18 protein-coding genes and 2 pseudogenes are annotated in these 18,744 nt (G+C 65.8%); 14 read left to right on the forward strand and 6 right to left on the reverse strand.

Annotated elements, in window-relative coordinates:
- Positions 1–26: 26 nt before the first annotated feature.
- Positions 27–1,322 (forward strand): MFS transporter, encoded by a 1,296-nt coding sequence (locus tag ADT71_RS18645; protein WP_054439196.1) that lies wholly within the window; start codon positions 27–29, stop codon positions 1,320–1,322.
- A 73-nt stretch (positions 1,323–1,395) separates the two neighbouring features.
- Here ADT71_RS18645 and ADT71_RS18650 read toward each other — a convergent pair whose 3' ends face one another.
- The 5 genes from ADT71_RS18650 to ccmA all read right to left on the reverse strand — a co-directional run bounded on the left by ADT71_RS18650 (position 1,396) and on the right by ccmA (position 5,507).
- Complete coding sequence (locus ADT71_RS18650) at positions 1,396–1,842, reverse strand: hypothetical protein (RefSeq protein WP_054439199.1); 447 nt, start codon at positions 1,840–1,842, stop codon at positions 1,396–1,398.
- Between the two features lie 433 nt (positions 1,843–2,275).
- Entirely contained in the window at positions 2,276–2,899 is a 624-nt protein-coding gene (locus tag ADT71_RS18655) for a carboxymuconolactone decarboxylase family protein (protein ID WP_054439202.1), read from the reverse strand.
- A 50-nt stretch (positions 2,900–2,949) separates the two neighbouring features.
- The gene (locus ADT71_RS18660; protein WP_231636033.1) at positions 2,950–3,960 is read right to left on the reverse strand and encodes a sulfotransferase; all 1,011 of its coding nucleotides are present in this window, start codon (positions 3,958–3,960) and stop codon (positions 2,950–2,952) included.
- Positions 3,961–4,242: 282 nt separating this feature from the next.
- The gene (locus ADT71_RS18665) at positions 4,243–4,902 is read right to left on the reverse strand and encodes a heme exporter protein CcmB (RefSeq protein ID WP_054439205.1); all 660 of its coding nucleotides are present in this window, start codon (positions 4,900–4,902) and stop codon (positions 4,243–4,245) included.
- Positions 4,899–5,507 carry a heme ABC exporter ATP-binding protein CcmA gene (gene ccmA, locus ADT71_RS18670; RefSeq protein WP_054439208.1) on the reverse strand — a complete coding sequence of 203 codons (609 nt, stop codon included), beginning with the start codon at positions 5,505–5,507 and terminating at the stop codon, positions 4,899–4,901. Before ccmA ends, ADT71_RS18665 begins: the two co-directional genes overlap by 4 nt.
- A gap of 89 nt (positions 5,508–5,596) precedes the next feature.
- On the opposite strand from ccmA, the gene ADT71_RS18675 reads away from it, so the two are divergent.
- Positions 5,597–5,896 carry a 4a-hydroxytetrahydrobiopterin dehydratase gene (locus ADT71_RS18675; protein WP_054439350.1) on the forward strand — a complete coding sequence of 100 codons (300 nt, stop codon included), beginning with the start codon at positions 5,597–5,599 and terminating at the stop codon, positions 5,894–5,896.
- 22 nt (positions 5,897–5,918) lie between these two features.
- Complete coding sequence (locus ADT71_RS18680) at positions 5,919–7,037, forward strand: acyltransferase (RefSeq protein ID WP_231636034.1); 1,119 nt, start codon at positions 5,919–5,921, stop codon at positions 7,035–7,037.
- Here ADT71_RS18680 and ADT71_RS18685 read toward each other — a convergent pair.
- Positions 7,034–7,651, reverse strand: coding sequence for a DNA-3-methyladenine glycosylase (locus ADT71_RS18685; protein WP_054439210.1), 618 nt, complete (start codon positions 7,649–7,651; stop codon positions 7,034–7,036). The two genes, ADT71_RS18680 and ADT71_RS18685, sit on opposite strands and share 4 nt — an antisense overlap.
- A gap of 106 nt (positions 7,652–7,757) precedes the next feature.
- Here ADT71_RS18685 and ADT71_RS18690 point away from each other — a divergent pair, with 106 nt between their 5' ends.
- The 11 genes and pseudogenes from ADT71_RS18690 to mraY all read left to right on the forward strand — a co-directional run bounded on the left by ADT71_RS18690 (position 7,758) and on the right by mraY (position 18,736).
- Complete coding sequence (locus ADT71_RS18690) at positions 7,758–8,075, forward strand: 2Fe-2S iron-sulfur cluster-binding protein (RefSeq protein WP_054439213.1); 318 nt, start codon at positions 7,758–7,760, stop codon at positions 8,073–8,075.
- Between the two features lie 188 nt (positions 8,076–8,263).
- Positions 8,264–9,274, forward strand: a complete 1,011-nt coding sequence (locus tag ADT71_RS18695; protein WP_054439215.1) for a cysteine synthase A — start codon at positions 8,264–8,266, stop codon at positions 9,272–9,274.
- A gap of 16 nt (positions 9,275–9,290) precedes the next feature.
- Positions 9,291–9,650 carry a hypothetical protein gene (locus tag ADT71_RS18700; protein WP_231636035.1) on the forward strand — a complete coding sequence of 120 codons (360 nt, stop codon included), beginning with the start codon at positions 9,291–9,293 and terminating at the stop codon, positions 9,648–9,650.
- 84 nt (positions 9,651–9,734) lie between these two features.
- The gene (locus tag ADT71_RS18705; RefSeq protein ID WP_156336688.1) at positions 9,735–10,448 is read left to right on the forward strand and encodes an ABC transporter; all 714 of its coding nucleotides are present in this window, start codon (positions 9,735–9,737) and stop codon (positions 10,446–10,448) included.
- Between the two features lie 325 nt (positions 10,449–10,773).
- Positions 10,774–11,271 (forward strand): division/cell wall cluster transcriptional repressor MraZ, encoded by a 498-nt coding sequence (locus tag ADT71_RS18710; RefSeq protein ID WP_054439221.1) that lies wholly within the window; start codon positions 10,774–10,776, stop codon positions 11,269–11,271.
- Positions 11,268–12,264 (forward strand): annotated as a pseudogene (gene rsmH, locus ADT71_RS18715) (16S rRNA (cytosine(1402)-N(4))-methyltransferase RsmH). Before ADT71_RS18710 ends, rsmH begins: the two are co-directional and overlap by 4 nt.
- A gap of 18 nt (positions 12,265–12,282) precedes the next feature.
- The gene (locus tag ADT71_RS18720) at positions 12,283–12,849 is read left to right on the forward strand and encodes a hypothetical protein (RefSeq protein ID WP_054439224.1); all 567 of its coding nucleotides are present in this window, start codon (positions 12,283–12,285) and stop codon (positions 12,847–12,849) included.
- Positions 12,850–12,947: 98 nt separating this feature from the next.
- Entirely contained in the window at positions 12,948–14,621 is a 1,674-nt protein-coding gene (locus ADT71_RS18725; protein WP_369818310.1) for a peptidoglycan D,D-transpeptidase FtsI family protein, read from the forward strand.
- A 10-nt stretch (positions 14,622–14,631) separates the two neighbouring features.
- A complete protein-coding gene (locus tag ADT71_RS18730; protein ID WP_054439230.1) occupies positions 14,632–16,095 on the forward strand; it encodes a UDP-N-acetylmuramoyl-L-alanyl-D-glutamate--2,6-diaminopimelate ligase in 1,464 nt (487 codons plus the stop codon).
- Positions 16,096–16,101: 6 nt separating this feature from the next.
- Positions 16,102–17,648, forward strand: a pseudogene (murF, locus tag ADT71_RS18735) (UDP-N-acetylmuramoyl-tripeptide--D-alanyl-D-alanine ligase).
- 17 nt (positions 17,649–17,665) lie between these two features.
- Positions 17,666–18,736 carry a phospho-N-acetylmuramoyl-pentapeptide-transferase gene (gene mraY, locus ADT71_RS18740; protein ID WP_054439234.1) on the forward strand — a complete coding sequence of 357 codons (1,071 nt, stop codon included), beginning with the start codon at positions 17,666–17,668 and terminating at the stop codon, positions 18,734–18,736.
- Positions 18,737–18,744 lie beyond the last annotated feature (8 nt).

Genomic DNA, 18,744 nt, shown 5'->3' on the forward strand with positions numbered 1-18,744 from the left:
ACGCCGCCGAAAAGGGAGCAGGATCAATGGATGCAGGTATCGCTGGAACGGCCAAGGTAGACCGGACCGGCCTTCACCCCACCGCCGGCCGCTATCGCTGGACGATCGTCGCGCTGCTCTTCGCGGCCACGGCGATCAACTATATCGACCGCCAGATGATCGGCGTGCTCAAGCCGACGCTGGCGGGCGAATTCCACTGGAGCGAAAGCGACTTCGCGGAAATCGTCTTCTGGTTCCAGCTTGCCTACGCCATCGGCTACCTTTCGTTCGGCAAGGTGGTCGATGCACTGGGCGCGCGGCTGGGCTACACCATCGCCATCGTCATCTGGACGGTGAGCCACATGGCGCACGGCTTCGCTTCGGGGCTGACCTCGTTCGCCGCCGCCCGCTTCGGCCTGGGGATCGGCGAATCGGGCAACTTCCCGGCCGGTATCCGCGCCGTGACGGACTGGTTCCCGCAGAAGGAACGCGCCTTCGCCATCGGCCTGTTCAATGCCGGGGCCAATGTCGGCGCCATTCTCACGCCGCTGATCGTGCCGCTGCTGGTGCTCTGGTTCGACTGGCGCATGGCGTTCTTCGTCACCGGCATCTTCGGCGTGCTGTGGCTGGGCGCATGGTGGGCGATCTATCGCCATCCCGGCGAGCATGGCCGCGTCACCCCGGCCGAACTCGCCTGGATCCAGCAGGATCCCGCCGATCCGGTCGAGAAGATCGGCTGGGCGCGCCTGCTCACCGTGAAGGAAACCTGGGCCTATGCGCTCGGCAAGTTCCTGATCGACCCGATCTGGTGGTTCTTCCTGTTCTGGCTGCCCGGCTACCTGTTCGAGCGCTATGACCTCGATCTCAAGACCTTCGGCCTGCCGCTGGCGGGGATCTACCTGATTTCCGATCTCGGCAGCGTCGGCGGCGGCTGGCTGTCCTCGAAGCTCATCAAGGCGGGCCGCACGCCCAACTTCGCCCGCAAGATCACGATGCTGATCTGCGCGGTCTGCGTCCTGCCGATCTGGTTCGCGCAGAGCATCGACAGCGTGTGGTCGGCGGTGCTGGTGATCGGGCTGGCCACGGCGGCGCACCAGGCGTTCTCGGCTAACCTCTACACGCTGCCTTCAGACGTGTTCCCGCGCGGTGCGGTGGGCTCGGTGGTCGGCATCGGCGGCACCGTGGGCGCTTTCGGCGGCATGGGGATGGCGCTGTTCGCAGGCTACATCCTCGACGCCACGCACAGCTACGAAGTGCTCTTTGCGATTTGCGCCAGCGCCTATCTGGTGGCGCTGCTGGTGGTCCACCTGCTCAGCCCGAGACTGGCGCCTGCCCAGGTCTGACGGGGGCAGCCCTGACAGGCCGGTCATCGCGAGAAGGAAGCGGGGGGGCCTTGTGCCCCCCCGTTTTGCATCTTCAGTCGCGGACGTTCTTCGCCTCGATCGTCTCGCCGGGGAAAATCCCGGCAATGGCCATCGCCGCGCCGAGCTTGGAGAGCGTTTCCAGCATGTCGCCCACGCTGTCCTCGGAAATCACCAGTTCCAGCGTGTCACGGGTTTGCTGGGCGCCCCGGTCACGCAGCGAGGTGATGAGTTCGAGGATCACGGCCTCGTGCTCGGAAACGTGGCTGCAGGCCATCGGGCAGAACGCGAAGGTTTCCAGCGCGTCGCGGTTGAACAGCAGCATCGCGCGGTGGAAGGGCTGGAGCCCGCCGATCATCCGCCACTTGGCGAAAGCGGGGGCCAGGGCCTGCGCCGGGCACTGGCGGCGCCCCAGCGTGGTGACCCAGGCGCGCATGGACCAGACGAGGAAGCGGCAGCCCTCGTCGAGCGAATTCAGGGGGCGATCGACGTACTGATACATGCCTGGTTCTCCATGGGCTTGTATTTGCGAATGATTATCATTAGCTATGTGTACGCAGCTTGTCTTGCCCGTCAAGCCTGCACCAAGGACCTAGGGCCGGCGCTTGTCATGGGGCGCCTGCCTGCCCTTCCTGTCGACTGGGCCGGGGCGATTTCACGCCATGCGCGAGAAACCGCGGCCCCATTTTTTCCCCTGAAATCCATAGGTTTTCCCTCGGTTCTCCCAGGGATATACCGGCATTCTCCACAGGACTGTCCACGCGGCCGCCGCCGACGAGCCGTGCAGAAAAACGGGTGATATTCCACGCACGAAAAGGCCGCCGTCCGGCTTGGACGACGGCCTGCGAATCGGGGTGATTCGGGAGCGATTCGAATCGCCGAATCGGGAACCCGCAGGCGCCAGCCTTCGGCAAGGGCGCCTGCGAATCGCGCCTCTAGCGGTAGTCGAAACCGCCCTTGGGCTGAATTTTCAGGGAATTCTGCTGCATCGCCGTCATCAGATAGGCGCCGATCAGCATCGGAAGCTCCAGCATCTGCTTCTCGTCCCAGGTCTTGGCCAGCACGTCCCAGGTCGAATCGCTGACGCAGTGGTCAGCCACGAGTTCCTCTACCGCGCGCAGCATGGCCGATTCGTGTTCGCTCCACCCCGGAGCGGCGGAACCGGCGATCACCCGGTCGATATCCTCGCCATCGATGCCGAAGGCCTTGCCGATATCCACATGTTCGCACCATTCGAACGGCGCGCGGGCCAGCAGGGCAAGGCGCAGGATCATCAGTTCGCGTTCCCGGCCGGGGATCGTGCCCTTTGCTGCCAGTTCGATGCCAAGGACCATCTGCCCCTTGAACATGCCGGGATGGCGCAGGGTGATGAGGCTGACATCGGGGAAGGGGCGGCTTTCGGGAATATGGAAGGCGGCGCGAATCGCGTCGACCTGCTCCTGCCCCTCGGGGCTCACCTCTTCGAGCCGCAGCGGCGTGTAGCGCGGCCCGCCGAGGATCGTCTGCGCCTCGCGCGCGGCGGCGTCGAACTGCACCGGGCCGCTGATTACTTCGCTCATTGTTGTCACCTGTGGTTTGGCCCCTGGTCGGGCCCGTGGTTTGATATGCGTCATGCCGCCTCGTCGAACGGGGCCCAGCGCTCCATCCGCGCGAGATATTCGCCGAAGTGTCCGCGTATCGCGGCGGGTTCGAGCCCGAAAAGCGCCGGATCGGGCTTGGCCATGCGCTCGCCGTTCTCGTTCGAGGTCCACCACACGGCCATCGCCCGCGCGAACTCGGGGGAGACCGGCTCGCCCAGCCAGTCGTAAAGGCCGCGGACCTCGCCGATCGGATCGCGGAGCATCGCGCGGAAATGGATATCGTGGAACCGATGGTCCCCTCCGGCATCGCGAAAGGCGATCGCGCGCCGCATCGCCTCTGACCAGCACCGCAGGTTGAGCTCGCCGAGATAGCCATGGTCGAGCCTGTCGCTGAACTTGCCGATGATGTCGGCATAGACGGTGGCCACCGAGAGGATCACCTCGCTCGGATCGCGATGCGTCATGACGAAGCGGGCATCCGGATAGGCCGAAACCAGCGCATCCAGATAGAGCATGTGCGTAGGGGCCTTGAGCCGCCAGGGGCGGCTGGGCTGACGCCACTGGAGCAGTTTCAAGGTGCGTTTGTGGTAGGCGTAGGTGCCGTTCAGGTCGGCCTGCATCAGCCAGTCGGAATAGCGGGGAATCCGGGCAAATGCCTGGAAGATCTGGCTCTTGAAATCGAGCGCCATGAGGTCCTGGCACTCCATGGCGCCATCGATCCCGCTGGGTGTACGGGTGCCGCCCTTGAGGTTTTCGTCGGCGGTGCTGGCGGAGACGCCGCGGCGCGGATCGGGGCCTTCGACGGTGCCGGGCGGCGGGCAGGGGCGGCTGCTTTCCCAGACGCGCAGGTAGCGGATCGCCGGGTCGCTGGAGAGCAGGTAGGACAGCGCCGAGGAGCCCGTGCGCGGCAGGCTCACCCCGAACAGCGGAGCGCGGATTTCCTCGTCCTCGATCTCGGGATGGCGGCGATACCAGTCCTCGATTTCCAGCCGCTGCTTGAGGTGAAGGACGATCCGCTCGGCAAGAGCGCTGGCGCCCAAGGCATTCAGCTGCGCTTCGCGGTTTAAGGAATCGACAAGAATTTCAAGGCCTTCGCGAAATCCGTCGTCCCCGAAATCGTCAAGGCCGGTTTCCGCGCGGCCCGGTCGATCAGGTCCCTGTATCCCTGGATCCCACCCTGAACCATGCGTTCCATCGGCTTCTCTCCCCAGCGCCCGGTTCTTGCCGGATCGGGGCGGCACTATGCGGGGGGTGAGAGCGCGGCGCCAACCGCCGTGGCGATGAAACCGGGCCGGGAAAACAGGCCGGGAAAACAGGCCGGTTCAGCCCCGCGCCGCCCGCACGGCCGCGCCGCCTGCGAAGGGGGCGATGGCGAGCAGGACGAGGCTGGCCGCCGCCGTGAGCGCCAGACCGCTTTCTCCGCCCGTCCCAAGGCTTCCTGCGCCGAAGATCAGCACCGGAACGGCCATCGGGATGACCAGCAACCCGCCCAGCGCCGCACCCCCGCGCAGCCCTGCCGTCAGGGCCGCGACGGTGACGCCCAGCGCCGCAAGGCCGGGGGTTCCGGCCAGCAGGCCGATCTCGACGAGCAGCAGGGTATGCCGCTCCAGCCCCAGCAAGGCCCCGGCAGGCAGGGCGGCGAGCATGAGCGGGGGGCCGAAGCTCAGCCAGTGAGCGAGCACCCGCACCGCGATTACCAGTTCCTCCGAAATCCCGCGCAGGGCCCATTGGTCGAATAGGCCCATCTCGATGTCCGGCTCTACCAGCCGGTCAAGCGGCAGGATCGCGGCGAGCAGCGCCGCCACCCAGATCACCCCGCCCCCTGTCCGCGCCAGCAGCGGCGCGTCGGGGCCGACGGCGAAGGGATAGAGCATGGCGACCGAGAGAAAGAACAGCACCGGCAGCAGCGCCCCGCCGCCGCGTCCGCCCAGCAGCAGACGGGCAAGGTCGCGCCGCAGCAGGGACCAGAAACGCCCGGTCATGCAGCGTACTCCGCCAGCGCCAGACCGCGCATTCCCGGCAGCGCGAAAGGCTGGTGCGAGGCGATCACCGCGATCCCGCCGGCCGCGCAATGCTCGGCGGCGAGCGTTTCGGTGAGCGCCGCGGCATGGGTGTCCAGCCCGTTGAGCGGCTCGTCGAGCAGCCAGATCGCAGCCTTCTGTCCGAGCAGCCGGACCAGGGCGGCGCGCTTCTTCTGCCCGGTGGAGAGATAGCGCACCGGAACGTCGAGAAGCCCCGCGAGGCCGAGGCGGGTGAGATGCTCGGCCTGCGCCCCGCCAGGCCGGTTGCCATCATCGGGGCTGGCGTCGATCCGCCGCCAGAATGCGAGCGCCGCGCCAAGGGTCTGGCCGGGATCCAGCGCCGGGCGTTCGTCCACCAGGCCGATCGAGCCGCTGGTTGCGACTCGCCCGGCATAAGCCGGCGCCAGACCCGCAACGATGCGCAGGAGGCTTGATTTGCCGATGCCGTTGCTGCCGGTCACCTGAAGCGCCTCGCCGTCCTCAAGCCGCAAGGAGACGCCGCGAAACAGCAGCCTGTCGCCGCGACGGCAGGCGAGATCGTCGATCGCGATGGAGGCCCCTTGCATGGGCTGACGCGATAGTGGAAAGGCCCTCCAGTGCCAAGTTAGTCAAGGCTCTTTTCAGGGCCGAGTTGCCGCCGATGGAGCCTTTCATCATGTCGATTGCCCGCCTCACCGATACCGAACAGCGCGAAGCGCTGGCCGGATTGCCCGCCTGGCACTTGCGCGAGGACGGTCTTGCCATCGTGCGCAAGCTGAAATTCGCCGACTTCAACGAGGCTTTCGGCTTCATGACCCGCGTGGCGATCCAGGCGGACAAGGCCGATCACCACCCCGAGTGGTTCAATGTCTACAACCGCGTCGAGATCACGCTGACCACGCACGATGCCGCGGGCCTGAGCCGCCGCGACGTGGAACTGGCGCGCTTTATCGACGCTGCCGCCCCCGACGCCTGAACGGTCGGGGCGGATGTCGCCGGTGTCCGACGAACGCTTCCTGACACGGCCGCTTTCGGTCGTGCTGGATTTCGTGCGTTTCGGCGCGGCACTGCTGGTCGCGGTGGGACATGCGGTGCAACTGGGGCTCTATCACGGCTGGTTCCCGTTCGGCGTGCGGATGCAGCATTACTGCGTGATCGTGTTCTTCGTGTTGTCCGGCCTCGTCATCAGTACTTCCGTGCTCGGCGGTCGCTCGAACCTGCCGCGCTACGCGGTGGCGCGAATCTCGCGCATCCTGCCGGTTGCGATCCCGTCGCTGATCTTCAGCACGCTTGCGGCATATCTGCTGGCCGGGCCGAGCCCGGTACGGATGGACAACAGCCCGGAAGACGCGCTGGCAGTGACCAGGCAGTTGCTGGCGCCGCTGACCTTCATCAGCGCCTGGCCCGGCGTGGCGGGGCCGGTCTGGAATCCGCCTTACTGGTCGCTCTGCTATGAGGTCTGGTATTATGCGATCTTCGCGCTTGCGGCGTTCCTGCGCGGCTGGTTGCGCGTGATTGCCGTGATCGTCGGCTGTGCGGCGGCTGGCGGGGCGATCCTGCTCCTGATGCCGGTCTGGCTCTTCGGTGTCGCGCTCACACACACGCCTGCCGCGCGGCGTCTCCCGCTGGCGGCGGCTCCGTTTCTTCTGGCCGCGGCGGTCTGGATGGCGCTGGCCTTGTTCGAGATAGACCGGGAGACGCTCAATCCGCTGCTGAAGGCGTGGTGGCCGGGGGACGCCGAATGGTCGCAGTGGGCGCTGTCGGACCTGTTCATGGGCGTGGTCATGACCACCGCGCTTGCCGGTGTGCGCCCGCTCGCGAACCGGCTGGCGAAACCGGTCATGCGGCTGGAGACGGCTGCGAAGACGCTCGCCGGTTTTTCATTCACCCTCTACCTGTTCCACTGGCCGCTGATTCAGCTTTTGCGGTCATGGGGCATCGAAGCCGGGCGCAGTTTTCCGGTGTTCGCCGCACTTGTCGGGCTGATCGTGCTCTCTTGTGCGGCCATCTCGCTCCTTACCGAGCGCAGTCGCCGAAGTTGCGGCGCTGGATGGAGGAGCGCTTTCCCCGTGCCTCTGCGCCGGTTGTTACCATCCCGGCCTAGGCGGCGTGCCTAGAGAGCCGGGTTGTTGTAGCAGTGCCAGGTGAAGATCGCCGCCGCGCCTCGGTGCGGGCGCCAGCTTTCGGCGATCTGGCGCGTCTGCTTTTCGCTGGGCCTTGCCTCCAGGGCGAGGATTTTGTGCAGCCCGGCCTGAACCGCGAGATCACCGGCAGGCCAGATGTCCGGCCGCCCTTCCGCGAACAGCAGGTAGATTTCGGCGGACCATCGTCCGATCCCCTTGATCCGCACCAGTTGGTCTATGGCCTCGTCGTCGTCTTCCGGCAGATTGTCGAAATCGAGCGTGCCCGCCACAACGAGTTCGCAAAGGCTGCGTGCATATCCCTGCTTCTGGCGCGAGAGCCCGCAGGCCCGCAAGGCGTCGAATTCGGCGGCGAGCAGGACTTCGGGCGCAATGCCTTCGCCCAGCAGCGCTTCCAGCCGGTTCCATACCGATGCCGCCGCCGCAACCGACACTTGCTGGCCGACAATGGTCCGCAGCAGGGTGGCATATCCGGTCGCGCGAATGCGGGGTTCGGGGTAGCCGGCGACATCCAGCGCACGGGCGATGGCAGGTTCCTTGGCAGCAATCGCATCCAGTCCCAGTTTCAGTGCGCCTGCGCTCAAGCCCATTATTCGATTACCTTGCAAAAGGGGGTTGCAGTCATTAGCAGCCGGCCGCAAAGGCCGAAACAAGCATGTTATGATACATGCAGTATCAGAAAGAGGATCGACGAGAATGCCGCAGATCATCGTCATCAATCAATCGGGCGAAGAATCCACCGTCGAGGCCCTCGAAGGCCGCACCCTGATGGAAACGATCCGCGACAGCGGCTTCGACGAGTTGCTGGCTCTCTGCGGTGGCTGCTGCTCCTGCGCAACCTGCCATGTCCACATCGACCCGGCCTTCGCGGACAAGCTGCCCGCGATGAGCGAGGACGAGAACGACTTGCTCGACAGTTCCGACCATCGCAACGAATTCTCGCGCCTTTCCTGCCAGGTTCCGGTCACCGCGGCGCTCGAAGGCTGCAAGGTCACGATCGCGCAGGAAGATTGATCTTTCGGACGGCCTGACGGTCAGGTGAAAAGACCGTCCGGCCGTCCTCGCGGCGCGGGGCCGAGGTGGGGGCGTCTGCATTCCGCCGCAGGCCGGAGCCAGGATCCATTCGCACAAGTCGGATGGCGCATTCAAAAAACTCTGCAAATCATTTGCGCCTTTCCGCCTGACTTCCTACCTGTGCCGCCATGACTGCACCCATCTCCCAGCGCTCCACTCTCGACCTCATCGGCAACACGCCGCTCGTCCTGCTCAAGGGCCCCAGCGAAGCGGCCGGTTGCGAGATCTGGGGCAAGTGCGAATTCGCCAATCCCGGCGCATCGGTGAAGGACCGCGCGGCCCTCTGGATCGTGCGCGACGCTGAGGCGAAGGGGCTGCTCCAGCCCGGCGGCACCATCGTCGAGGGGACGGCCGGCAATACCGGCATCGGCATCGCGCTCGTCGCCAATGCGCTGGGCTACAAGACGATCATCGTCATGCCCGAGACCCAGTCGCGCGAGAAGATGGACACTCTGCGTGCGCTTGGCGCCGAACTCGTCCTCGTTCCTGCTGCGCCTTTCTCGAACCCCGGGCATTTCGTCCACACCTCGCGCCGCCTGGCAGAAGAGACTCCGGGCGCGATCTGGGCCAACCAGTTCGACAATATCGCCAACCGCAAGGCTCATATCGAAAGCACGGCACCGGAAATCTGGGAGCAGATGGAAGGCCGCATCGATGGCTTCACATGTGCGGCAGGGACGGGCGGCACGATTGCCGGGACGGGGCTGGGCCTCAAGGCGTTCGACGATGCGATCACCATCGCGCTCACCGATCCGCACGGCGCCGCGCTCTACAACTACTACGCGAACGGCGAACTCAAGGCGGAGGGTTCCTCCGTTGCCGAAGGTATCGGACAGGGACGCATTACCGCCAACCTCGAAGGCGCGCCGATCGATGCCCAGTTCCGCATCTCGGATGAGGAAGGGCTGGAATGGGTCCGCCGCCTGCTGTCGGAGGAAGGCCTGTGCCTGGGCCTCTCCTCGGGCATCAACGTGGCGGGCGCCGTGGCGCTCGGCCGCAAGCTGGTGGCCGAAGGTAAGGCCGATGCCCGGGTCGCCACCATTCTGTGCGACACCGGCTTCCGCTACCTTTCCTCGCTGTACAATCCGGAATGGTTGAAGTCGAAGAATTTGCCTGTCTTCCCATGGCTGGAATCCTGAGGTAAACGGTCTGTCGATGGCAGGACACATTCCGCCTACGATGATCGAGCCGATCACGACGCCCCAGCACTTCGTGCCGCCCTCGGCGCGCGAACTGCGTTCGCAGGCGGTACATCGGTTACAAGTGGGGCTGTTCGGCCTCTGCGCCATGCTGCTCATCGTCGGCCTCGCCAATATCATCAACGACCGCACCCGCCTGATCGACACCGAAGATCCCATCCGGCAGGTCGTTGCAGCCGATGCCAAGCCCAAGAAGCAGGCGAGCGACCCGCTTGCCGATATCGGCGTGGTTCCAGCCTCCGACCCCAGTCCGACGCCCACCGGCGAGGCGGGCGATCCGGGTGTGCCGCCCGCATCTCCGGCCGGCGGCCAATAATCTGCGCCCTGTACTGATGTTGCTGGCGGGCGCCTTGGCGCTCGCTCCTGCGGCGATTCCCGCCCACCGCGCGCCGATCGCGAGGTGGGGCTCTACACCAGCCTGCCAATCCTCTGGGCCGAGAGCGACGACATCCGGGATCTGCTCGCCGCTGACCGGCCGCAGCATTGGGCTGGTCCGGTGCTGTCGGACGCGGGCAAGCTGGTGCCGCTGGACACGCTTGCCGATGCAAACGGCGTCCTTCCGCTGCAGCATGATGGGTTGCTGGTGCTGGCGCAGCCACGTCCATTCTCGCCGCAAGAGAACGTCGCGCTCGATCGCTGGGTGCGTGATGGGGGCAGGGTACTGCTGTTTGCCGACCCCATGCTGACGATGCCCTCCCGCCACGCCCTTGGCGATCCGCGCCGCCCGCAGGACATGGCGATGCTATCGCCCATTCTCGCGCATTGGGGGCTTCGCATGGAGTTCGACGAGGGGCAACCCGCGGGCGAGCGGATGGCGGCAAGCTTCGTGGGCGAGTTTCCCGTGAACCTGGCGGGCCGTTTTCGGTCTTCGGGGAATTCCGGGGATCGGCTCCCGGAATCGGGAAAACACGGGAAGGACGGGAAACCCGGGGATGCGCGGGATGCCTGCCGGATCGAATCCGAAGGGCTGATTGCACGGTGCAAGATCGGGCATGGCCGGGTTTTTGCGGTTTCCGATGCCGCCTTGTTCGAAGAATCACCTGACGTCGGCAGGCAGGCCATTTGCCGGAAAGTGCTCGCCGCGATGATCCTCGGTGCCGAAAGTGGGGATTGACGGGGTTGGAGCGGGGATGAGGTGGATTGATCGCTGAACTAAGGGAAAGTCCCTGAAAATCAGCGATTTTTGTAGTTTCCCATGGTTTAACACTTATCTCCGTGAAGACGAACTGTGCTGAAAATCCGAAGAAATCCGCCGATTAAATCCCGTTGATCCCCACATTTCCCTTTAATCCCCAAAATTCCCGTTATAAAAGCAGGGTCAATCGGAATGGCTGAGTCTCGCCGTGCCTTGCTTGCAGGGTCCGGGCCCGATCGCGTGAGCGCGCGGTCGGAGGGTCTCCGTCATGCCCGAGAGGCAACCTTAGGGGCGACAGGGACACATGGCTGGGCAGCCATACATCTACAACGGACAGGGCTTTTCGCTGCTACGCGACAAGAACCGTTTCGTGCTGCCCAATGCGTTCCGCGGCACCGTGCGCGAATCGAGCGGCAAGGATCTGCTCTGCCTGACCACCCACGATCGCTGGCCCTGCCTTGTCGGCTTCGGGCTCTCGCGCATCCAGGATTTCGAACAGGAAATCCGCGAGCAGCAGGAGGTGGCTCTACGTGCCGGCAAGGATTTCGACGCGGAAAAGCGCGCCAGCGACATCTACGCCTCCTATGAAGTGCCGTTCGACGGCAGTGGCCGCTTCGTCCTGCCTGAGGACCTTGCCGCGCTCGCCAATGTGACCGACCAGCTCTACTTCCGCGGCAACGGCCGCTTCTTCACGGTGTGGAGCCCGGAAAACCTCAACGATATGGACGATGGCTGGAAGGCGGCACAGACCGCCTGCGGCAGCCTTGCGGCCAAGGAACTTCAGAAAGCTTCGAAGAAATGAGCGCCTCTCGCACCATACCCGAGGGCGTTCCCCACGTTCCTGTGCTCCTGGAGGAGGTCGTCGCCGCCCTGAACCCCCGAGGCGCGAGTCATCGTCGACGGTACCCTAGGCGCGGGCGGCTACACACGCCGGCTGCTCGATGCGGGCGCGACCGTCCATGCCTTCGACCGCGATCCCGACGCCATCGCCGCGATCGAGCAGAACCGTGCGAAATGGCCGGAACTGGACACCGTTCCGCCGCGGCTCGTGCTGCATCCGCGTCGGTTCTCCGAAATGGCGGAAAGCCTGATCGAGGCGGGGATCACGCAAGTGGACGGCGTGGTCATGGATATCGGCGTGTCCTCGATGCAACTGGATCAGGCCGAGCGCGGCTTTGCCTTCAGCGCCGATGGGCCGCTCGACATGCGCATGAGCCAGGCCGGGCTCTCTGCCGCGGATTTCGTGAACGAGGCCGACGAGGCCGAGATCGCCGACGTGCTCTACCTTTACGGCGAGGAGCGCCAGTCGCGCCGCGTAGCCCGCGCGATCGTGGCCGCGCGTCCGATCGAGACCACGGGCGAACTCGCCCGCGTGGTCCGCAAGGCGGTGGGCTATAATGCCAATTACAAGGGAGCTTCCGCGCCGAAGGATCCGGCGACGCGCAGCTTCCAGGCAATCCGTATCCACGTGAACGGAGAGCTCGACGAACTCGATGCCGGGATGGAAGGGGCTGAAACGCTGCTGCGCGCCGGGGGGCGGCTGGCAATAGTGACCTTCCACAGTCTCGAGGACCGCAAGGTCAAGCGCTTCCTGAGGGATGCCGCCGGTCAGGCCAAGAGCACCTCGCGGCATCTGCCGCAAGTCGGCTCCGGCCCGCAGGCGACGTTCGCGCAAGTGGCGAAGGCCGTGCGGCCGGGGGAGGCGGAACTTGCCGCCAATCCTCGTTCCCGATCCGCAACCCTGCGCGCCGCGCTGCGCACCGATGCCCCCCCCAAGAACGCCAGATGGCCGTAAAGACCACAGGAGTGCCTCATGAACCTCACTCGCGATCGCGTCCATTCGATTGGATGGATTTCCGTGTTGCTGGTCTGCGGCGCGCTGACGATCGGCCTGACCTTGCGCGTGAACGCGGTGAAGAGCCAGGTCCACGATACCGAGAAACGGATCGTGTGGGTTCAGCAGGACATCAATTTCCTGGAGACCGAGTTCCAGACCCGCTCGAACCAGCAGGCGCTCAAGGAACTCAACGACCTGGAGTTCGGCTACAAGGCGCCCACGGCGGGCCAGTACATCGAAGGCGAGCGCCAGCTTGCCGCGCTCGGCATGCCGGTCGGCCCCGGTGCGCCGGCTCCGATCCGCTACGCCAATGCCGACACGGCGGGCGATCCGGCGCAGGGCCAGGGCGATGCTTCGAACGGCGGGTTGCTCGCGATGGTTTCGCCGGTGACGGGGGCAACCGCCGCCGCGCTTCCGGCCACCGAGGCCAAGGGCGCCGGTGGCAAGAGCCGCGACCCGGAACGAGATCAGCTCGCGCGTGATGCTGCCGCGCTCGGCAGCCGCCTGGCGCGGATCGAGGTGGCGGAGGCTGCCCAGCAGTGAACGCCCCGGCCTTCCCGATCGGAGCGATCCCCACCACGGTCTCGACCGGCCGGCGCAAGCTGTTTAACGTCCGGCAGCAATCGCTGCTGGTCGCGAAGATGCGCACGCTCTGGATTCTGGGGGTTTTCACGCTCGTCGGGTTGCTGGCGCTTTTCCGTATCCTTTATCTTGGCGTGACCGGCCCCTCGGTGCGCGGCGGCGACCTGTCCGATCTGCTGGTTCCCCAGCGGGGCGAGATCGTCGACCGCAATGGCGTGCCGCTGGCCCGCGAGTTCCGGACTTATTCGCTGTGGTTCAACCCCAAGGCGATGAGCGCCGGTTCCGCGCTGGTCCACACGCCGGCCCAGGTCGCTGACGGCCTGATCCGCATCTTCCCCGATCTCGACCGGGACGAGCTTATCGCCAAGCTCTCGTCCGACAAGCCCGGCTATCTGCGCAAGTCGATCCTTCCCGAGGACGCCAACAAGGTTCACGCGCTGGGCGAGCCGGCGCTCGAATACCCGCAGGAAGCCACGCGCTTCTACCCGCAAGGGTCGATGGCGGCTTCGGTGCTCGGTTATGTCGATACTTTCGGCAAGGGCCAGGTCGGCATGGAGCAGGCTTTCGACAAGCAGCTCACCAGCCCAGAAGGGCGTGCCAACCCTGCAGTGCTCTCGATCGACTTCCGCGTGCAAAGCGCGCTGGAAGATGAACTGGGCAAGGGCATGGCGCTGAGCAAGGCGAAGGGTGCGGCCGGCGTCATTCTCGACGTGGATACCGGCGAGATACTGGCGCTGGCGTCGCTGCCCTCGTTCGATCCGAACCACGTCCAGCCCAGCGATCTCGTCATCACCGAGGAGCAGGCGCGGGACGGCAACGTGCCGCGTGGTTTCAACCGCGTGACCAACCAGGTCTACGAACTCGGTTCGACCTTCAAGCCGATCACCGTCGCTGCCGCGCTCGACGCGGGCACGATCACCGACTTGCGCCGTCGCTGGCCGGCAACGCCGCTTCACGTCGGCAAGTTCACGATCCATGACCTGCACAACTACGGCAGTTCGCTGAACGTGCTGGAAACGCTGATCCACTCGTCGAACACGGTCACGGCCCATATCGCGGACGAGCTTGGCGGCGAGCGGCTCAAGAAGACCATGGAATCGCTGGCGATGAACCAGCGTCCCTACGTCGAGCTGCCTGCGCGCGGCTTCCCGCTGTGGCCGCGTGGTGAATGGCCGCGTCTGCGCACGATGACGGTTGCTTATGGCCACGGTATCGCCGTGACGCCGCTGCATCTCGCCTCGGCTTATGCCTCGCTCGTCAACGGCGGCATCTGGCGTCCGGCGACGCTCAAGAAGCTTGAGCCATCGCAGGTTCCTGCCGGTCGCCGCGTGTTCACCGCCGCGACCAGCGCGCGCATGCGCCAGCTCCTGCGCATGATCGTGTCCTACGGCACCGGCCGCAAGGCCGACGCGCCGGGATTCCGTGTCGGGGGCAAGACCGGATCGGCGGAAAAGCCGGGCGTCGGCGGTTACCGCAAGCACTCGCTGGTGGCGACCTTCGCCGCCGCCTTCCCGATGGACCGCCCGCGCTACGTCGTCATCGCCATGATGGACGAGCCACAGGGCACCGAGGCAACCTCGTTCCAGCGCACTGCCGCGTGGAACTCGGCGCCGGTGATCCAGCGCGTGGTCCCGCGCATCGGGCCTCTGCTCGGCATCATGCCCGACGAAACCCGCGACATCGACATTTCCGACCTCAAGCCGTTGATCCCGGCCGGAACCGCTGAAGAGTGAGCCTGGAAGAATGAAATTGACTGCCCTCTGCGCTGCTGCCGATGTTCCTCTGGTCGAGGGCGCAGATGCCAACGTGACCGGCTTTGCCATCGATCACCGCAAGGTCGCGCCCGGCACGGTGTTCGGCGCGTTCCGGGGCGCCAGGTTCAACGGCGAAGACTATATCGCCGCAGCTATCGAAGCCGGCGCCGTCGCGGTCGTGGCGCATCCCGATGCCAGGGTCGAAGGTGCGGTGCACTTCGCCGATCCTGAGCCGCGCCGTCTCTTCGCGCGACTTGCCGCGCCGTTCTTCCAGCCCGTGCCGGAGACGCTGGTGGCCGTCACCGGCACCAACGGCAAGACCTCGACCGTGGAGCTGACCCGTCAGATCTGGCGCATGGCCGGCCAGCGCGCCGCCTCGATCGGCACGCTCGGCGTCACCACCAGCGATGAAACAGTTTCCACAGGTCTCACCACTCCGGACATCGTGACGTTCCTGGCCAACCTCACCGGTCTTGCCCGCGAGGGTGTTTCCCACGTCGCTTACGAAGCGTCGAGCCACGGTCTTTCGCAGTTCCGCATCGAGGGACCGCGCGTGGCGGCGGGCGCCTTCACCAACCTCTCGCGCGACCATCTCGACTACCACGCAGACATGGACGACTATTTCGCGGCGAAGATGCGCCTGTTCGACGAAGTGGTCGTCGATGGCGGCACCGCCGTGATCTGGGCCGACGATCCGTGGTCCGACAAAGCCATTGCCCATGCCGAACAGCGCGGGCTCAAGACGTTCACCGTGGGTGCCAAGGGCACCAGCATCCGCCTCTCGGGTCGCAAGCCGGGCGGACTCGGCCAGAAGCTGGAGCTCGAGCATGAGGGCAAAGCCTACGTGCTCGAGCTCCCGCTGATCGGCGCCTATCAGGCGGCAAATTCGCTTGTCGCGGCGGGGCTGGTGCTGGCCAGCGGCGGCGATGCGCACACGACGTTCGATGCCCTGAAGCGGCTCGTGACCGTGCGCGGGCGGCTCGAGCGTGCGGCGATTTCCTCGGTAGGCGCGCCAGTCTATGTCGACTATGCGCATACGCCCGATGCGCTGGAAGCGGCGATCGCGGCGCTCCGTCCCCATGTGGAAGGACGCCTGATCGTGGTATTCGGCGCGGGCGGCGACCGCGATCAGGGCAAGCGGCCGGAAATGGGCCGGGTGGCCAGCGAGGGTGCGGACGTGGCGATCGTCACTGACGACAACCCGCGCGGGGAAGACCCGGCGGCAATTCGCGCCATGATTCTCGCCGGAATGAGCGGCGGCGCGCGAGAAATCGGCGATCGGCGAGAGGCGATCGGTGCGGCCATCGCCGAAGCCGGGCGGGGGGACATCGTCCTCATCGCCGGCAAGGGGCACGAACAGGGGCAGATCATCGGCAGCGGCGATGCAGTGCGCGTCCTGCCATTCGACGACGTCACCGTGGCCAGGGAAATGTCTGGTCCGCAGGGAAGGTAGTAGGCGATGAATGCTGTAGCCCGGATCCTCGAGTGGCCCAGCGATGCGGCCGAGGAAAACCCGCTCTCTCCGTGGCCTCTCGCCCTTTGGGACTCGGCCACGCTGGCGCGGGTTCTGAAGGGTACGGCCAGCGGTGACTTCACCGTTTCCGGCGTCGAGATCGACAGCCGCGACGTCGAGCCCGGCGACCTGTTCTTCGCGCTCAAGGGCGAGGCCATGGACGGTCATCGCTTCGTCGATGGGGCTTTTGCCAAAGGTGCGGCTGCAGCCGTGGTCGATCGGCCGGTCGATGGTCCCCACATCCTGGTGGAGGACACGACCGAGGCGCTGGAGCGGCTGGGGGCCGCCGCGCGCATCCGGTCGCGCGGGCCGATCATCGGCGTGACGGGTTCGGTCGGAAAGACCGGCGTGAAGGAGGCGATCTGGGCTGCGCTCGACCGCGCCAGCCGGGGTGATGCCCATCGTTCGGTCAAGAGCTACAACAACCATGTCGGCGTTCCGCTGAGCCTTGCGCGAATGCCCGCGCGTGCGCGTTTCGGCATTTTCGAGATGGGAATGAACCACGCCGGCGAAATTGCCGGGCTGACCCGCCAGGTCCGTCCGAACGTCGCGGTCATCACCACCATTGCGCCCGCTCACATCGAGATGTTGGGTTCGATGGAGGCCATCGCCGACGCCAAGGCGGAAATCTTCGAAGGGCTGGAGAAGGGCGGCGTGGCCGTGATTCCGGCCGACAGTCCCTATTTCAACAGGCTGAAGGAAGCCGCGCTCGAAGCGGGCGCGCAAGTGGTCTCCTTCGGCAAGGCGCGAGACGCCGACGTACGGTTGCTGGATGCGGTTCCGGCGATCGGCGGCGGCTCGCTGGTGACGATCGACATGGGGGACCGGCGGGTTTGCTACACCGTCGCCTCGCCCGGTGAACATCATGTGATCAATTCGCTCGCGGTGATGGCCGCGGTGCGCGGGGTCAGGGGAGACCTCGGTGCCGCAGGCGTGGCGCTCGCCGAAATGGGCGGGTTGCCTGGGCGCGCGCCCGGCTTCAGATCGACGTTCCGGGTGGGGAGCCCGGCGCCGAAGCCAATGCTGACGGGCGCCGCGCCGCTTCCGCAAAGGCCTTGCTGATCGACGAGAGCTACAACGCCAATCCCGCCTCCATGCGCGCGACGCTGGATCAGCTTGGTCGCACGCCGGCCCACCGCCGTATTGCCGTGCTCGGCGCGATGAAGGAGCTGGGCAGCCACGGCCCTGACTATCACGCCGCGCTTGCCGGCCCGATCCGCGAAGCGGGTGTCGATTACGCCGTGCTGGTGGGCGAGGAGATGGCCCCACTCGCAAAAGCCCTTGAAGCGGGGGAGAATTCCGGGGAACTGGGGAAATCCGGGGCGCTTCCGCTTGGCAAGGACGTGCCCTTCGCGCATTGCCTGACTGTGCGGGAAGCTGTCGACGCTCTGCGCGAATTCGGTCTCGAACGGGATGACGTCATCCTGGTCAAGGGCTCGAACTCGGTGGGCCTGGCTTCCCTGGTGACCGCGCTCGACAAACAGGAAGGGTAGGGGGGCTCCCCCGCAAGATGCTGTATCTCATCGCAGAATGGTTCCATTTCGAGGGACTGTCCAACCTCTTCCGATACCAGTCGTTCCGGTCGGGCGCGGCGCTGATGACGGCGCTGGGCATCGGGCTGCTGATCGGCCCGCGCTTCATCAACATGCTGCGCGTACGTCAGGGCAAGGGGCAACCGATCCGCGAGGACGGCCCGCAAAGCCACCTTGCCAAGCGCGGCACCCCCACGATGGGCGGGCTCATGATCCTCACTGCGCTGGTCAGCGCGATGATCCTGTTCATGGACGTGAAGAACCCGTTCGTCTGGGCCTGTGTCGCCGTCACGGTGGGCTTCGGCATCATCGGATTCCTCGACGATTACGACAAGGTGGCCAAGCGCAGCACGGCGGGCCTGTCGAGCAAGCTGCGGCTGGCGCTCGAATTCGTGGTTGCGGGGATTGCCTCGTACATCATCGTCAGCCAGCTCAATACGAACCTCTACGTGCCGTTCCTTTCGGGGCGCTATATCCCGCTCGGGCCGTTCTATTACGTCTTTGCGGCCGTGGTGATCGTGGGTGCCGGCAATGCGGTGAACCTGACCGACGGTCTCGACGGTCTTGCCACGATGCCGGTGGTGATCGCGGCCGGCACTTTCGCGATCATCTGCTACCTTGCCGGCCGCGTGGACTATGCCAACTACCTTGGCATCCCGCACGTGCCGCGCGCAGGCGAGCTGGCGGTATTCTGCGCCGGCATCATCGGGGCCTGCCTCGCCTTCCTGTGGTTCAACGCGCCGCCTGCAGCCGTTTTCATGGGCGACACTGGCAGCCTTGCACTGGGCGGCGCACTGGGCGCCATCGCCGTTGCCGCGCACCACGAGATCGTTCTGGCCATCGTCGGCGGCCTGTTCGTGCTGGAGGCTGTTTCGGTCATAATCCAGGTCTTCTGGTTCAAGCGGACCGGTCGCCGCGTGTTCCGCATGGCGCCGATCCACCACCACTTCGAGCAGAAGGGCTGGAAGGAATCCACCGTTGTCATCCGCTTCTGGATCATTTCGATCGTCCTTGCGGTGATCGGCCTTTCGACGCTCAAGCTACGATGAGGCGCCCG

This window comes from Novosphingobium sp. ST904 (genome assembly GCF_001298105.1).
In the GTDB taxonomy this organism is placed as follows: domain Bacteria; phylum Pseudomonadota; class Alphaproteobacteria; order Sphingomonadales; family Sphingomonadaceae; genus Novosphingobium.

Excerpts from the sequence above, each read along its gene's own strand:
- ADT71_RS18655 (WP_054439202.1), bottom strand. The coding sequence starts at position 2,899 with ATGAGCGAAGTAATCAGCGGCCCGGTGCAGTTCGACGCCGCCGCGCGC.
- ADT71_RS18725 (WP_369818310.1), top strand. The coding sequence starts at position 12,948 with ATGCGCACGCTCTGGATTCTGGGGGTTTTCACGCTCGTCGGGTTGCTG.
- ADT71_RS18685 (WP_054439210.1), bottom strand. The coding sequence starts at position 7,651 with ATGGGCTTGAGCGCAGGCGCACTGAAACTGGGACTGGATGCGATTGCT.
- ADT71_RS18650 (WP_054439199.1), bottom strand. The coding sequence starts at position 1,842 with ATGTATCAGTACGTCGATCGCCCCCTGAATTCGCTCGACGAGGGCTGC.
- mraY (WP_054439234.1), top strand. The coding sequence starts at position 17,666 with ATGCTGTATCTCATCGCAGAATGGTTCCATTTCGAGGGACTGTCCAAC.
- ADT71_RS18710 (WP_054439221.1), top strand. The coding sequence starts at position 10,774 with ATGGCTGGGCAGCCATACATCTACAACGGACAGGGCTTTTCGCTGCTA.
- ADT71_RS18675 (WP_054439350.1), top strand. The coding sequence starts at position 5,597 with ATGTCGATTGCCCGCCTCACCGATACCGAACAGCGCGAAGCGCTGGCC.
- ADT71_RS18695 (WP_054439215.1), top strand. The coding sequence starts at position 8,264 with ATGACTGCACCCATCTCCCAGCGCTCCACTCTCGACCTCATCGGCAAC.
- ccmA (WP_054439208.1), bottom strand. The coding sequence starts at position 5,507 with ATGCAAGGGGCCTCCATCGCGATCGACGATCTCGCCTGCCGTCGCGGC.
- ADT71_RS18690 (WP_054439213.1), top strand. The coding sequence starts at position 7,758 with ATGCCGCAGATCATCGTCATCAATCAATCGGGCGAAGAATCCACCGTC.
- ADT71_RS18700 (WP_231636035.1), top strand. The coding sequence starts at position 9,291 with ATGGCAGGACACATTCCGCCTACGATGATCGAGCCGATCACGACGCCC.
- ADT71_RS18720 (WP_054439224.1), top strand. The coding sequence starts at position 12,283 with ATGAACCTCACTCGCGATCGCGTCCATTCGATTGGATGGATTTCCGTG.
- ADT71_RS18665 (WP_054439205.1), bottom strand. The coding sequence starts at position 4,902 with ATGACCGGGCGTTTCTGGTCCCTGCTGCGGCGCGACCTTGCCCGTCTG.
- ADT71_RS18645 (WP_054439196.1), top strand. The coding sequence starts at position 27 with ATGGATGCAGGTATCGCTGGAACGGCCAAGGTAGACCGGACCGGCCTT.
- ADT71_RS18730 (WP_054439230.1), top strand. The coding sequence starts at position 14,632 with ATGAAATTGACTGCCCTCTGCGCTGCTGCCGATGTTCCTCTGGTCGAG.